This window comes from Adlercreutzia sp. ZJ176 (genome assembly GCF_011038975.1).
Classification (GTDB): Bacteria; Actinomycetota; Coriobacteriia; order Coriobacteriales; family Eggerthellaceae; genus CAAEEV01.
The window spans coordinates 119698-134458 of the sequence record NZ_JAAKEC010000006.1 but is presented as its reverse complement, the minus strand read 5'-3'; the positions used below and the strand labels follow the sequence as shown (position 1 = coordinate 134458).

At 69.6% G+C, this 14761-nt stretch carries 12 protein-coding genes; all 12 read right to left on the bottom strand.

Going from position 1 to position 14761, the window contains the following annotated elements:
- Window positions 1-147 precede the first annotated feature (147 nt).
- Window positions 148-1074: a UDP-N-acetylmuramate dehydrogenase gene (murB, locus tag G7Y50_RS04770; protein ID WP_165050664.1), complete on the bottom strand. Its 927-nt coding sequence runs from the start codon at window positions 1072-1074 to the stop codon at window positions 148-150.
- 8 nt (window positions 1075-1082) lie between these two features.
- Window positions 1083-2489, bottom strand: a complete 1407-nt coding sequence (murC, locus tag G7Y50_RS04765) for a UDP-N-acetylmuramate--L-alanine ligase (RefSeq protein ID WP_165050651.1) — start codon at window positions 2487-2489, stop codon at window positions 1083-1085.
- A gap of 82 nt (window positions 2490-2571) precedes the next feature.
- Window positions 2572-3669 (bottom strand): undecaprenyldiphospho-muramoylpentapeptide beta-N-acetylglucosaminyltransferase, encoded by a 1098-nt coding sequence (gene murG, locus G7Y50_RS04760; RefSeq protein WP_165050638.1) that lies wholly within the window; start codon window positions 3667-3669, stop codon window positions 2572-2574.
- A gap of 6 nt (window positions 3670-3675) precedes the next feature.
- Window positions 3676-5103: an FtsW/RodA/SpoVE family cell cycle protein gene (locus G7Y50_RS04755; protein WP_165050633.1), complete on the bottom strand. Its 1428-nt coding sequence runs from the start codon at window positions 5101-5103 to the stop codon at window positions 3676-3678.
- Window positions 5104-5115: 12 nt separating this feature from the next.
- The gene (gene murD / locus G7Y50_RS04750) at window positions 5116-6609 is read right to left on the bottom strand and encodes a UDP-N-acetylmuramoyl-L-alanine--D-glutamate ligase (RefSeq protein ID WP_165050629.1); all 1494 of its coding nucleotides are present in this window, start codon (window positions 6607-6609) and stop codon (window positions 5116-5118) included.
- A 1-nt stretch (window position 6610) separates the two neighbouring features.
- Window positions 6611-7657: a phospho-N-acetylmuramoyl-pentapeptide-transferase gene (mraY, locus tag G7Y50_RS04745; protein ID WP_165050624.1), complete on the bottom strand. Its 1047-nt coding sequence runs from the start codon at window positions 7655-7657 to the stop codon at window positions 6611-6613.
- Between the two features lies 1 nt (window position 7658).
- Complete coding sequence (murF, locus tag G7Y50_RS04740) at window positions 7659-9197, bottom strand: UDP-N-acetylmuramoyl-tripeptide--D-alanyl-D-alanine ligase (RefSeq protein ID WP_165050616.1); 1539 nt, start codon at window positions 9195-9197, stop codon at window positions 7659-7661.
- A 3-nt stretch (window positions 9198-9200) separates the two neighbouring features.
- Window positions 9201-10781 carry a UDP-N-acetylmuramoyl-L-alanyl-D-glutamate--2,6-diaminopimelate ligase gene (locus tag G7Y50_RS04735; RefSeq protein WP_165050605.1) on the bottom strand — a complete coding sequence of 527 codons (1581 nt, stop codon included), beginning with the start codon at window positions 10779-10781 and terminating at the stop codon, window positions 9201-9203.
- Between the two features lie 7 nt (window positions 10782-10788).
- Complete coding sequence (locus G7Y50_RS04730; protein WP_241156425.1) at window positions 10789-12579, bottom strand: penicillin-binding protein 2; 1791 nt, start codon at window positions 12577-12579, stop codon at window positions 10789-10791.
- A gap of 12 nt (window positions 12580-12591) precedes the next feature.
- Window positions 12592-13053, bottom strand: a complete 462-nt coding sequence (locus G7Y50_RS04725; RefSeq protein WP_165050598.1) for a cell division protein FtsL — start codon at window positions 13051-13053, stop codon at window positions 12592-12594.
- Window positions 13054-13107: 54 nt separating this feature from the next.
- Complete coding sequence (gene rsmH / locus G7Y50_RS04720) at window positions 13108-14067, bottom strand: 16S rRNA (cytosine(1402)-N(4))-methyltransferase RsmH (RefSeq protein WP_165050757.1); 960 nt, start codon at window positions 14065-14067, stop codon at window positions 13108-13110.
- Window positions 14068-14085: 18 nt separating this feature from the next.
- Complete coding sequence (locus tag G7Y50_RS04715; protein ID WP_165050588.1) at window positions 14086-14565, bottom strand: division/cell wall cluster transcriptional repressor MraZ; 480 nt, start codon at window positions 14563-14565, stop codon at window positions 14086-14088.
- Window positions 14566-14761 lie beyond the last annotated feature (196 nt).

Here is a 14761-nt window from a genome sequence, read left to right as displayed (position 1 = left end):
CGCGGCGCGCTCGCCGGCCGCGGCGCGCTCGCAGGTCGCGGACTCGCAGCCGCGCGCGCTGGGGTGCCCGAACCCGCGCGAGGGCGCGCCGGAGCGCGCCCTGCCGCGGCAGCGCGCGCCATGCGCGGGTTGTTCTGCCCCCGCGGCCTAGTTGAACCCGAGGAACCGGACCTCGGGCGCGAGTTCGATGCCATAAGCCTCATGCACTTTCGAAGCGATCAGCGAGATGAGGGCGCGCACGTCGCGCGCCGTCGCCTCGCCGGTGTTGACGATGAAGTTGGCGTGCACGTCGGACACGCGCGCGCCGCCGATGGTCGCGCCCTTGAGCCCGAGCTCCTCCACGAGCGCCGCCACGTGCGCCCCCTCGGGGTTGCGGAACACGCTGCCGCAGCTCGGCTCGCCGAGCGGCTGGGTCTTCTTGCGCCGCGCGAGGTTCGCCTCCATCTTCCCGCGGATGTAGAAGGGGTCGGACGGCTCCACGTCCAGCTCGCACTCGAGCACGATCTCGTCGGGCTCGAGCGAGGAGGCGCGATACCCCCACGTGACCTCGGAGCCCGCGCGCCGCGCCAGGCCGCGCCCCGGCCGGAGCGTGGTGACGCTCGCCACGCGGCTGCCGATCCACTCGTCGCGCGTGCCCGCGTTCATGCGCAGGGCGCCGCCGATGGTGCCCGGCGTGCCCACGGCGAACTCGAGCCCCGCGACCGACCGGCGGAACGCCTCCTGCACCACCGCCGAGAGGAGCACGCCCGCGCCCGTGACGAAGCAGCTGCGCTCCGCGTCGAAGCGGAAGGAGCGGAAGTCGCGCCCGAGCGAGATGACCACGCCCGGGAAGCCCTCGTCGGCCACGAGCAGGTTCGACCCGCGCCCCACGACGACCCACGGCACGCCCTCCTTCTCGCACACGTCGACGAGCCGCGTGAGCGCGCCGACGGAGCCTGCGCGCACGTAGAAGCGCGCCGGTCCCCCGATGCGGTAGGTGGTGTGGCGAGCCATGGGCTCGTAAGCGTAGATGTCGCCGTCGAACCGCTCGTCGACGAGCAGCGCCTGCAAAGGCGAGGTATGCCGTGCCGCCATGAGCGCCGCTAGCCCTCGCGAGCCGCGAGCGCGTCGATGATGTGCGGGCCGAGGGCCGTCACGTCGCCCGCGCCCATGGTGATGACCAGGTCGCCTTCCTTCGCGAGCTGCGCCATGAAGGGCGCCGCGTCGATGCGGCGGGGGACGTAGTGCGCCTCGGGATGCCCCTCGTGCTCGAGCACCACGTTCAAAAACGTCTTGCCGTTGATGCCGGGCACGGGCGCCTCGCCCGCCGAGTACACGTCCATGAACGTGACGGTGTCAGCCGCGTCGAACGCGCGGCCGAACTCGTCCTTGAGCACCTCGGTAAACAGCCCCGCGCGCGAGTAGCGGTGCGGCTGGAACAGCACGTGCACGCGCGCGAAGTCGAGCGCGCGCGCCGCGGCGATGGTGGCCGCGATCTCGGTGGGGTGGTGCGCGTAGTCGTCCACCACCGTCACGCCCTGCTCCTCTCCCACCAAATCGAAGCGGCGGCGCACGCCCGTGAACGCGCGCAGCTTCTCGGCCGCGGCGTCCACGTCGAGCCCGAGCGCGTCGATGAGCGTGAGCACGGCCGCGCCGTTCGACACGTTGTGCATGCCTGGGTTCTGCTTGATGGAGCTCTCCACCTCGCGCCCGTCAGGCAGGCGCAACGTGAAGACAGACCCCACGCCGCGCGCCTCGGCGCTCACCACGCGCGCGTCGCAGCCCTCGGAGAAGCCGTAGGTGATTACGCGCCCGCGCGCCTCCTTGCGCGCGAGGTCGGCGAGCGCCTCGTCGTCGCCGCACACCACCACGGGCGCGCCGGCGGGCACCGACGCGATGAACTTGCCGAACTGCGCGTAGATCTCCTCGAGGCCCTCGTAGTGGTCCAGGTGGTCGGTCTCCACGTTGGTCACAATGCACGCCGCGGGCGAGAGGTAGGTGAACGACTTGTCGGATTCGTCGGCCTCCACCACGTAGTAGCGGCCCCGCCCGGAATGGGCGTTGGTGCCCCACGCGCGCACGATGCCCCCGATGAGGAAGGTGGGTGAGGCGCCCATGGCATCGAGCGTGGAGGCGAGCATGGAGGACGTGGTGGTCTTACCATGCGTGCCGGCCACGGCCAGCGTGTCGAGGTTGCGGCCGAGCGCGGCGAGCATCTCGGCGCGGTGGCGGATCTCCAGGCCGCGGCGGCGAGCCTCCATGAGCTCGGGGTTGTTGTCGAGGATGGCCGTCGAGACCACCACCGTGGGGTTGCCCGCGGGGATGTTTCCGGCGTCCTGCCCGATGAACACCGTGATGCCCGCCTCCTCGAGCTGCTTGGTGTAGCGGCTCTCCTTGAGGTCGGAGCCGCTCACGCGCATGCCCTGGTCGTGCGCGACGCGCGCGATGCCGCTCATGCCCACGCCGCCGACGCCGATGAAGTGCAGGGCCTCGGTTTCCACTTCGTTCATGGTTCTACGCCTTCCCTCTCGCGATCAGCCGCGGATGCCTGCGCCCGCGGCCCGATACCTCACGCCATTGTAATACGTCACCCTACGCGCGCGCCGCCGCCATCACAACATCTGCCAATCTGGAGGCGGCATCGGCGGTCTTCTGGGCGCGCGCCGCCGCGGTCATGCCCGCGCGCACGTCCGCGTCGTCGACGAGCGTGAGCACCTTCTCGGCGAAGACGGGATCGCCCAGGTCGGCGTCGGGAACCATGAAGGCGCACCCCGCGTCCACGTACGCGCGCGCGTTGGTGGTCTGGTGGTCCTCGGTGGCGTAGGGGAAGGGCACGAGCAGCGCCGGGATGGCGCGGGCCGAGATCTCGGCGAGCGAGGTGGCGCCGGCGCGCGACACGATGGCGTCGGCCGCGGCGAGGGTCTCCCCCATGCGGTCCTGGTACCCCATCACGTGCCAGCGGGCCTCCTGCGCGGGCGTGAGCGCGAGCGCCTCGCGCACGCGGTCGAGCTCCTTGGGGCCCGTGAGGTGCACCACGTGCAGGTCGGCGCGGGAGAGCAGGTCGGGCTTGAGCGCGCAGACGGCCTCGTTGATGTGGCGCGCGCCGAGGCTCCCGCCGAACACGAGCAGCATGCGCGCCTCGTCCGGGATGCCGAGCAGCACACGCCCCTCCGCGCGGCTCGCCGCGAGCACCGAGGCGCGCACGGGGTTGCCCGTGAGGTGCACGCGGCTCTTGTCGGCCACGTCGCGCGCCGAGCACTCGTAGGTCACGCACACGGCGGCGGCCTTCTTCGCGAGGTACTTGTTCGCCATGCCCATGACCGAGTTCTGCTCGTGCAGGACCACGGGGACGCCGGTCTTCTCGGCCGCGCGCGCCACGGGGATGGACACGTACCCGCCGAACCCCACGACCACGTCAGGCCTCACCTCGGAGAACCACTTCTTGGCCGCCGCGGTCGACTTGGCGATCTTCGAGACGCCCGTGACGATGGTGGCGGGGTGGCTGCGGTTGAACCCCGACGCCTCGAACGCCTTGAACGGGATGTTCGCCTGCGGCACGAGGCGCGCCTCGACGCCGTGGGGCGTGCCCGCGAACAGCACCTCGCAGCCGCGGTCGACGAGCACCTCGGCGAGCGCGAGCGCGGGGTTGATGTGGCCTGCCGTGCCTCCGCCGGAAAGGATTGCGCGCATAAGACATTACCTCCTTGCGCCGGACGGCGCGAAGCGCCGCCCTGCGTGAGACGAGCTGGGACGTGCGGATGGGCGGGCGGCGCCGGCGTGCGCGGGCGCGACCGCCGCACGGGATGGGACGAGCGGGCGGGCGAAGGCGTCGGCCTCGAAGCGGCGGGTGCGCGAGCGCGAGCGTGACGAGCCCCCGCGCGCGCCCGAGCGGCCCTGCGCGCGTGAAGCGGGGCGCGCGGGATCGCCGTTCGCGCCGCTCGCGCGCACCACGCGCAGGTCGGCGCGGCGCTGCTCGTACACCGACGGGGCGCCCGCGGCCTCGGCCACCGACAGGATGAGCCCCACCATGCTGAACGACACGAGGAGCGACGTGCCGCCCGACGAGATGAACGGCAGCGGCTTGCCCGTGGTGGGGAACACGCCGATGGTGCAGCCGATGTTCAGAAACGCCTGGAACACGAGCATGATGGCGAAGCCGCCCGCGATGAGGGCGCCGAACTCGTCCGGCGCGCCGTTCGCGATGCGCAGGCCCGCGAACAGGATCACCAAGAACAGCGCGATCACGACGAGCGCGCCGAGCATGCCGAGCTCCTCGCACACGATGGCGAAGATGAAGTCGCTGTCGGAGGCGAACAGGTAGTCGAACCGCTCGTGGCCCTGTCCGACGCCCACGCCGAACAGGCCGCCCTCCGCGATGGCGTAGTACGAGCGGATGATGTTGTAGCCGGTGCCGTAGCCGTCCTGGCCGTCGTTCCACGGGTCGAGGAAGACCATGCGCCCGCTGCGGTAGTCGCTGCCGAAGATGGCGTAGAGCACGAACAGCACGCCGAGGACGCAGAGCGCCGCCAGGTACTTCGCCGGCACGCCGCCGAGCCACAGCACCGCCACGATGCCCACGGCGCAGATGAGCGTGGTGCCCAGGTCGGACTGCGACCAGTACAAAAACAGCAGCGGCGCCAAGATGAGCAGCAGGATCTGCACGAGCATGGCGCGCGGCTCCATCGAGCCGGAGCGCACGTCGCAGATCACGCGGATGGACATGAGCAGGAAGGCCACCTTGGCGATCTCAGAGGGCTGCAGGCTGATAGGCCCGAGGGACAGCCAGCGCGTGGCGCCGTAGCCCTCGCTGCCCATGAGCGCCGTGAGGGCCAGAAGCACGAGCGCGACGCCCCACGCCGCCCACGTCCACACGCCGTTCCACACGTGGTATGGGATGAACTTCCACACCGCCACCATGGCCACGACGCCGAGCACCGCGTAGATCGCCTGGCTCCTCACGTCAGCCCACGGCACCTCGCCCGCGCCGGCAAGCGAGGCCGACGAGGCCGAGTACACCATCACGAGCCCGATCACCGTGAGGGCGATCGTCGCGAGGAGCAGCAGGACGCACGGCCCCTGTGCCCCGAAAAAGCTGGCAGATCGCTGTCGCGCGGATGACGCCATCAGGCGCTCCCGCTAGCGCGCGGCGCGCGCGGCGCGCTCGGCCACGAGCTGCTTGAAGACGCACCCGCGCTCCTCGAAGCAGCTGAACTCGTCAAACGACGCGCATGCCGGGGAGAGCACCACCACGTCGCCCGCCTGCGAAAGCGCCAGCCCCGCGTCGAGCGCTGATTCCATGTTCCCCACTTGAACGACCGGAATGCCTTCATCACGCAAGGGCTCCATGGCCGCGAAGAAGCGCTCGCGCGCCTCACCGAAGCACACCACGCCCTTGGCGTGGACGCGGCAGGCGTCCACGAGCGGCCCCAAGTCGGTGCCCTTGTCGCGACCGCCGAGCAGGATGACGGGGCGCGCGGGCTCGAACGCCGCGATCGCCTTGAGCACCGCGTCGACGTTGGTGGCCTTCGAGTCGTTGTAGCAGGTGACGCCGTTGACGCTCCCGCACGGCTCGATGCGATGCTCGAGCGGCGCGAAGCTCTCGAGAGCACGAGCGACCGCGTCGGCCCCAGCCCCGAGCGCCACGGCGCATGCGGCGGCCGAAAGCGCGTTCGCCACGTTGTGCGCGCCCTTGATCTGGAGCTCATCGCGCGCGGCGAGCACGGCCTCCTCGCCGCGCAGGGCCACGCGCAAGCGCCCGTCAGCGCCCACGAAGGCGGCGTTCTCCGCGCCGCACCGCACGCGCATGTCATCGTCCACGCCGCGCGCGGTGCCCACGGGCACGTAGTCGAACCCGCGCTCTTCGCGCGAGAGTGCCCTGAGCTCACGCACCTTGGCGCGCACCTCGTCGTCGGTGGCGTCGAGCACGGCCACCCCGCCGGGCGTGCTCCCCAGGTTGGCGAGCACCTTCCACTTGGCCGCGGCGTAGTTCTCGTGCGTGCGGTGCCACTTCAGGTGGTCAGGCGTGATGTTGAGCACCACGGCCACCTCGGGCGCGAACGCGCGCGTCGACGCCAGCTGGTAGGAGGACACCTCGGCCACGTAGACGTCGGCGCCGTCCGCCGCCACGGCCTCGATGCACGTGTCGCCGATGTTGCCCACCGCCCGCGCGCGCATGCCGCACGCCGCGAGCACGTGGGCCGCGAGCGCCGTCGTGGTGGTCTTGCCGTTCGTGCCCGTGATGGCCACCCACTTCGACTCCGCGCGGCTCTCGCGCCACGCGAACTCGACTTCGCTGATCACCTCGTCGCTGTGCGCGGCGGCGTTGCGGTAGAACGCCGAGAACTCCGAGATGCCCGGGCTCGCGACGCACACGTCGTAGCGCCCCGCGATCTCCTCGGTGTCGAAGGTCACCTCGGCGCCGCGCGAGCGCGCCGCGCGCGCCCATGCGCGCGCCTCGTCCGTCGCCGCGCCCGCCGCCACGGACACGCCCTCGACGCGCGTGCCGAGGAGATCGAGCAGATAGCCCGCGCACGCGCGCCCGCTCACGCCGAGCCCCAGCACGAGCACGCGCCCGAGGTTCTCGGGCGCGAGCTTCCTACCGCGAACCAGCTTCTTTCCGCTTGTGCTCATATCAAGCCACCACCATCATCGACTCGGCGAAGTACAGCACGAAACCGCAGGCCGCGAGCACGCCCGACACGATCCAGAACCGCACGACCACCTTCGTCTCGCTCCAGCCCTTCTTCTCGAAGTGGTGGTGGAGCGGCGCCATGAGGAAGACGCGCTTCTTCGTCCGCTTGTAGTAGAACACCTGGATCATGACCGAGAGCGCCTCGGCGACGAACAGCCCCCCGATGATGATCACCACGAACTCGGTCTTGGTGACCACCGCCAAGCACCCGAGCGCCATGCCGAGCGCGAGCGAGCCCGTGTCGCCCATGAAGATGTCGGCCGGGAAGGAGTTGAACCACAGAAAGCCGATGCACGCGCCCGCGAGCGCCGCCGCGAAGATGGCGGGCTCGAGCAAATCGGAGCGGTACGCGATGGCGGCCATCACGATCATCACGATCATCACCGTGCCCGCCGCCAAGCCGTCGAGGCCGTCGGTGAGGTTCACGGCGTTGCACAGGCCCACGAGCAGGATGAGGTTGAAGACGAGGTAGAGCCACGGGATGGCGATGCCGTCGCCGAGGGGGACGACGGTGGTGAGGACGCCGAGGTCGAACGCGTAGACGAAGGGGATCTCCACCGTCGGCGCCACGCCGAGCAGGTTGACCGCCACCTCAACGAACACGGCCGCGATGATGAACTGGCCGATGAGCTTGGCCTTCGGCGTGAGGCCGAGCGAGCGCTCATGCGCCACCTTCGACGCGTCGTCGATGAGGCCGAGCGCGCCGGTGAGCACCGTGGCGCCTAAGAGCAGAAGCGTCTCGGGCACGGGAAGGCCCACGAGCAGCGCCGTGATGATGACGGCGATGAGCATGATGACGCCGCCCATGGTGGGCGTGCCCTGCTTCACGAGGTGGCTCTGGGGGCCGTCGGCACGCACCTGCTGGCCGATGTGGCTCGACTTCAGGAAGCGGATCCACGCCGGCATGAGGACGATGGTGAGCACGAGCGACAACACGATGGCCAGAAACACCAAAAACGTCGGATATGCTGCGAAAAAGGAGAACATGCTAGTCAACCAACCCTTCGACCACGCGGGTAAGCCCCATGAAGTGAGACGCCTTGACGAGCACCGCGTCGCCCTTCTCCAGATACACGTCAAGTTCTTCGAGCACCTCGGCCACCGTGTCCGCGCGCATGACGCGCGCGGGGTCCATGCCGGCGTCGAGCGCGCCCTGCGCGATGCCGCGGGACAGCTCGCCTACGCAGATGAGCAGGTCGAGCGGCAGGCCCGCCGCCACCTCGCCGATGCCGCGGTGGCATGCGGGCGCGAAGTCGCCCAGCTCGCCCATGTCGCCGAGCACCGCCACGCGCCGCCCGGGCACGTCAAGCGCGCAGAACGTGGCGAGCGAGGCGCGCATGGAGTCGGGGTTGGCGTTGTACGCGTCGTTCACGATGCTGAATCCCCCGCGCGCGGCGAGGACCTCCTGCCGCCCGCTCTCGGGCACGGAGGACGCGAGCGCCCCGGCGATCGCGTCGAGGCCGATGCAAAGCGAGCGCCCCACCGCCGCGGCGGCGCAGGCGTTGCCCACGTTGTGCAGGCCGCGCAGGCTCAGGTGGCACGTCGCGCGCTCCACCGCGAAGGCGGGCTCGGAGGCGGATGTCGCGGCGAAACCGCAGGCGCACAGCGTGAAGCGCGGGCGCCCCTCGCCGTCGAGCTCGACGTCCTCGGCCCACACGCGCGGGCCCGCGGGCAAATCAACGTTGTCGGACGCCAGCACGGCGGCCGGCACCTCGTGCGCATGCCCTGTGCAGCTGAACGCCGCATGCCCGCTGCCGTCGTAGGCGACGCACGCCACCGCGCGCTCGGACAGGCCCGCGCGCGCGGCGATGGAGGCCGCGAAGTCGTCGGCCGCGTTCAAAAACGCGCGGCCCGTCCCCGCGGGCAGCGCCTCGAGGAGCTCCGCCTTGGCGCGCGCGATGTTCTCGCGGCTGCCCAGAAGCTCGATGTGGCTCTCCCCCACGTTCGTGACGATGCCCCACTCCGGGCGCACCACCTCGCACAGCTGCGCGATCTGGCCCGAGCCGCGCATGCCCATCTCCACCACCACGCACGAAGTCTCGGGGTCGGCGGCGAGCAGCGTGCGCGGGACGCCCAGCTCGTTGTTCTGGTTGGCCTTCGTGGCCACCACGCTCCTGCCCGCGCGGACCACGTCGCGCACGAGGTTCTTCGTGGTGGTCTTGCCCGTCGACCCGGTCAGCGCGACGATGCGGCCCCTGAGGTGGCCGCGCCACTCGCGCGCCAGGTCGGTGACGGCGCTGTAGGTGTTGGGGACCTCGATCACCGAAGCGCCCATCTCGCGCGCCAGAAGGCGCGTCTCGCGGTCAAGCGCGTCGCACACGAGCGCCGCGCGCGCGCCGGCGCGCAGGGCGGCCGCCACGAAGTCGTGCCCGTCGACCCGCTCGCCCGCGAGCGCCACGTAGAGCCAGCCCGGCTCGATCTCGCGCGAGTCCCACGAGATGCCGCAGACGAGCTCGGTAGCGTCGATGGGATCGACGACGAAGCTGCCCCCCGTGTAGGCGGCGATCTGCTTGTGGTTGAGGCGCATGGGCTACTTCACCTCGGTCGCGTCATGCGGCTGCGAGCCGCCGGCCGCGTCGGCCGCCGCGTTGTCGTCGCCGGCCGCGCCAGCCGCGCCGCCGTCGTCAGCCGCGCCGCCGAACGCGCGCGTGAGCTCCTCGGCGGCCACCACGCGGTCGTCGAAGGAGAGCACCTCGTCGCCGACGAGCTGGTAGTCCTCATGCCCCTTGCCCGCGACCAGGATGCTGTCGCCCGGCTCGGCGAGCGCGATGGCGCGCGCGATGGCGCGCCGGCGGTCGGGCTCCACCTCGAAGCGCCCCGCGCCCTCGGTCATGCCGGCCAGGATGTCGTCGATGATGCCGAGCGGGTCCTCATGGCGCGGGTTGTCGCTCGTGACCACGGCGAAGTCGGCCGCCAGGGCCGCGCGCCCCATGATGGGGCGCTTGCTCGCGTCGCGGTTGCCGCCGCAGCCGAACACCACGAGGGTGCGCTGCGGCGAGAGCGCCTTCACCGACGAGAGCGCCTTGGCGAGCGCGTCGGGGGTGTGCGCGTAGTCGACGTAGACCGACACGCCGCCGTCGGCGGGCACCTTCACGCGCTCGAGGCGGCCTGGCACCGACGGCACGTCGGCGAGCGCCTCCACGATCACCTCGGGGGCGATCCCGAGCTGCATGCCGATGCCGAAGGCGCACATGACGTTCTCCACGTTGAAGCGCCCCACGAGCGGGTAGGTGAAGTCGAAGCGGCGGCCGCGCACGTCGAGCACGACGTGCGTGTGCGCCGCGGCGTAGTCGACCGCAACGGGGAAGATCTGCGCGGAGGAGTCGAAGCCGAACGTGATGACGGCGTCGCCCGCCGCCGAGCAGCGGCGCAGAAGCTCGAGGCCCCACTTGTCGTTCACGCTGATCACGCGGCGCGCCGGGTAGTCGCGCGAGAACAGGAGCGCCTTCGCCTCGAAGTAGGCGTCGAAGGTGTGGTGGTAGTCGAGGTGGTCCTGCGTGAGGTTCGTGAACGCCGTGACGGCGAACTGCGTCCTCCACGTGCGTACCAGGTCGAGCGCGTGCGAGCTCACCTCCATGGCCACCACGTCGCAGTGCGCCGCGCGCATGCGCGCGAACGTCTCCTGCAGGTCGGGCGACTCGGGCGTGGTGTGCTCGGAGCGCTCCTGCACGTCGCCGATGCGCGTGCCCACGGTGCCGATCACGCCGGTGCGCTTGCCCGCCACGCGCGCGATGTGCTCCACCAGATACGTGGTGGTGGTCTTGCCGTTGGTGCCGGTGATGCCCACGAGCTGGAAGGAGGCCGACGGCTCGTCGAAGAAGCGCGTCGCCGCGTACGCCATGGCCTTGCGGCTGTCCGACACCACCACCTCGGTGACGTCGGTGGCGTCAGCCAGGTACACCTTGCGCTCGACCACGAGCACGCGGGCTCCGCGGTCGATGGCGTCCTGCGCGAACGAGTGGCCGTCGGTGGTGAGCCCCACGATGCAGAAGAACACGTCGCCCTCGCTCACGCGGTCGCTGCGGTAGGCGAGCCCGGTCACTTCCTCGTCCGCGTTACCGATGATGGTGCATTCAAGCCCCTCGAAGAGCTCGGCGCATGTCTTGCCCATGATTCGCTCATACCTCCGGCACGATGTTGTACTGCTCGATAGCATTCGCCATTATATCCTTAAACGTAGAGGCCACCGAAGCCTCGCTGTAAACCTCGTTTGCACTCACAAAACAAACTAACTGGCTCGAGGAGTTGTCGATGAAGCCGGTGAAGCACAGGTTGTACTTGCCCGCGACGTAGCCGCCGTCGCCGGCGATCTCGGCCGTGGAGGTCTTGCCCACCACGTCAAAGCCCTCGATGTCGGCGGCCGTGCCCGTGCCCTCCTGCACCACCGTGCGCAGCATGCTCTTGATCTGCTCGAGGGCGCCCTCGTTGTCGACCACGCGCTTGGTCTCGTACTCGGGCACCTCGCCGGTCTGCGGGTACGAGATGAGGAAGTGCGGGGTCACCGCCACGCCGTCGTTGGCGATGGCTCCGTAGAAGCGCGTCATCTGCAAAGGCGAGCAGGTGAGGCCCTGCCCGAAGCTCACGTTGTAGCCGGTGATGCGCGCCCACTCGTCGAAGTCCTGCATGAGGCCCGACGCCTCGCCGGGGTAGTCCACGCCGGTGGCCTCGTTCAGCCCGAAGCGGACGATGGCGTCGTGGAGCTTCTCGAAGCCGACCTTGTTGATGGCGAGCGAGATGCCCACGTTGGAGGACTTGTTGAGGATCTCGCGCAGCGTCATGGTCACGTCGCCGCGCGCGTGCGCGTCGGAGATCTCGTACTCGTCAGCCTGGATAAAGCTCGGGCAGAAGAGCATGTCCTCCGCGGTCATGGCCCCGGACTCGAGCACGGTGAGCGCCGAGACCGTCTTGAAGATGGAGCCGGGCTCGAACGCCTGCGTGATGGCCGTGAGGTTCTCCGAGCCGACGTCGGACTCCTCGAGGTTCGTGGGGTCGAGGTAGGGCAGCGAGCAGATGGCGTAGATCTCGCCCGTGGCGGCGTCCATCACCACCGAGTTGCCCTTCTCGCCCGCGATGGCGGGGTCCTCCACGCCCGCCTTGAGCGCGTCCTCCACCACGTGCTGCAGCTTGATGTCGAGCGACACCATGATGTCCTGCCCGTCGACGGCCCGCGTCTGCTCCTTCACGCCGCCGGGAATGGGCGTGCCCTTGCGCCCGCGCTCAGCCTCGTAGGTGCCGGGCGTGCCGCGCAGGATGTCGTCGTACTGCAGCTCGAGGCCCGTGATGCCCTCGCCGTCGACGTTGCAGATGCCGATCACCTGCCCGCCCACGGCGCCGTTGGGGTACTCGCGCCGCGTGTCGTCGATGAAGTAGATGCCGTCGAGCTCAAGCGCGCGCAGCTGCTCGGCCTTGTCCACGTCGGCCTGGCGCTTCACGTAGACGAAGCTCGTTCCGGCCGTGCTGAGCGCCTCCTTGTAGTCAGCCACCTCGCCGCCGAGCACCGAGGCGATCTTGTTGGCCTCGTAGCTCGCGTCAGTCACCTCGGCGGGGTTCGCGTAGATGGTGGTGGCGTCGACGCTCGTGGCGAGCACCACGCCGTTGCGGTCGTAGATGGTGCCGCGGCGCGGCGTGGTGTCGAAGCTCACGGTGCGCGACTCGCTCGCCATGGCGGCGTAGTGGTCACTCACGATGACCTGCAGGTAGAACAGCCGCGCGAAGAACACGACCACGATGATGCCGAACAGCGCCATGACGAAGGCGAGGCGCGCCGAGCCCATGACCTCGGACAAAGCCCCGAACTGGGTGCTCACGGTGTCGGAGAAAGAAGAAGCGCGACCGGTCCGGCGGTCGCGCGCGTTGCGGTGGTCACGCGAGCCGCGTCGGTCGCGCGCGTTGCGGGGACGGGATGCCAAGGAAGCCCCCTCTCACATGCCCGCGACGGCCGCGACGCTGCCCGAGAGCGAGAGCGCCCCTGCCTCGTCAGTGACCACCACGTCGGCAGGCAGGTTGATCTTCACCGTCTCGGCCGCCGGCGCCATGCCGAGCGCCGCCGCGGCGCCCTTCACGGCCGTGGGGTTGGAGAGCGTGCTCTGCGCGACCTCGAGCTGGCTGCCCGCCACGCGAGCCTCCTCGATCTGCGCGCTGAGCTGCTGGGATTCCATCGCGGTGGCCACCGTCGCCGAGCTTAGGGCGATGCGCGCGACGCTCAGGAGCGCGAACGCCAGGAGCACCGCAACCGTCGCCTTGGCGAGGACCGCCACAGAAGAAGAGCGCGGCTCGCTCTGGACGGAGCGGCCGCGGCCGGGCACGACGCTGATGTCGGGGCGCGCATGCCGCTCGCGCTCCAGGGCGCGCGCTTGGAAGTCGTACGCTGGCGCTGCGCTCATGAGCCTGCCCTCCTTCTGCTTCGTTTCGTGTGCGTTTCAGCGGGCGAGGAGGCTTCAGGCGCGCTTGCGCGCCACGCGCAGCTTGGCGCTGCGTGCACGCGGGTTGCGCTCGACCTCCCCGGACGTGGGCGGAAGCGGCTTGCGCGTGACGATGTCGAGTACCGGCTCTTTGCCGCACACGCACACCGGAAGGTCCGGCGGGCAGGTGCAGCGGTTCGCGAACGCCGCGAACGCGTCCTTGACGATGCGATCCTCCAGGGAGTGGTAGCTGATGACGGCTATGCGCCCGCCCGGGTTGAGCCAGCGGACCGCCGCGTCGAGACCGCGACGCAGGACGGTCAGCTCCGAGTTGACTTCAATCCGAAGCGCCTGGAAGGTGCGCTTGGCAGGGTGCCCCCCGGCGCGGCGCGCCGAAGCGGGGATGGCTGCCTTGATCACGTCGACCAGCTGCCCACTCGTCTCAAGCGGCGCGTCCTCGCGAGCGCGCACGATGAACTCAGCGATGCGGCTCGCCCACTTCTCGTCGGAGTAGGCGCGAATGATCCGAGCGAGATCTGCTGCGGTGTAGGTGTTGACGATCTCTGCTGCGGTGAGGGTGGTGTTACCCGGATCCATTCGCATGTCGAGCGGGGAATCCTCCTTGAAGGAGAACCCGCGGGACGGCGTGTCGATCTGCACGGAGGAGACGCCCAGGTCAAAGAGTATCGCGTCGATGCCGGGGACCTCTGCCTCCACGAGAAGCTCGTCGAGGCTGCCGAAGTTGCCGCGCAGAAGCTCCAAGCTCGGGCGACGCCCCTCGGGTATCTGGCCGAGGCGCTCGGCGGCGCTTGCGAGCGCCACCTCGTCCTGGTCGATGCCGATGAGCACGCCGTCGCTTCCAAGCCGCTGCGCCGCCTCGAAGGAGTGGCCTGCGAAGCCCAGGGTCGCGTCAACGAACACGTCCCCCGCTTCGAGCCTCAGCTGCTCGAGGCATTCGGCGAGCATGACTGGTATGTGCCGGTATTCGCTTGTCATCACGCTCACGTCTTACGACTAGTCCTCGTAGAACATCGACGGGTCGAAGTCCTCGAAGTCCTCGTCGTAACGCTTCGCGTCCCAGATCTCAAAGTAGCCCGTGTTGCCCACGAGCACGACGTCCTTGTCAATGCCGACTGCGCTGCGCACGTCCGCCGAGAGCATGATGCGCCCGGAGGAGTCCACCTCCACGTCGTCAGCGCGCGACTTCAAAAAGCGGCGCGCCTTGGTGTGGGTGCGGTTCGTCGAGCGGAACTCGCCGAACCTCTCGGCGAGCATCTGCTTGACCCAGTCGTCGAAGATCGGTCGGTCGAAAACGCGAACGTACTCGTTCGTGGGGTCGGGGGTTACGATAAGCTCTGTAGGAAGTACCTTGCGGAATTTCGCGGGAAGGGCCATGCGGCCTTTGCTGTCGACCTTGAAGCGAAACGAACCGTACAGCTCAACGGGCTCGTGCGGTTGAGCGGTGCGTTGCGCCTCTGTGACGGCGTCGGCCATGGGGTCCTTTCCGTGCTGCGTTTAGGCTGGGTTTCGAATCGTGTTGGTGGTGCGTTTCAAAATCCCGGCAAGGTAGTGTTCCGTGGGATGCATATTACCCCACATCGACCCACTTCGCAACATTTTGCTGCACTTAAACTGCTTTTTCGAGCCACTTTCGGCGCGGCGCGAGGAGGCTTCAGGGGTGCGCGGCGGG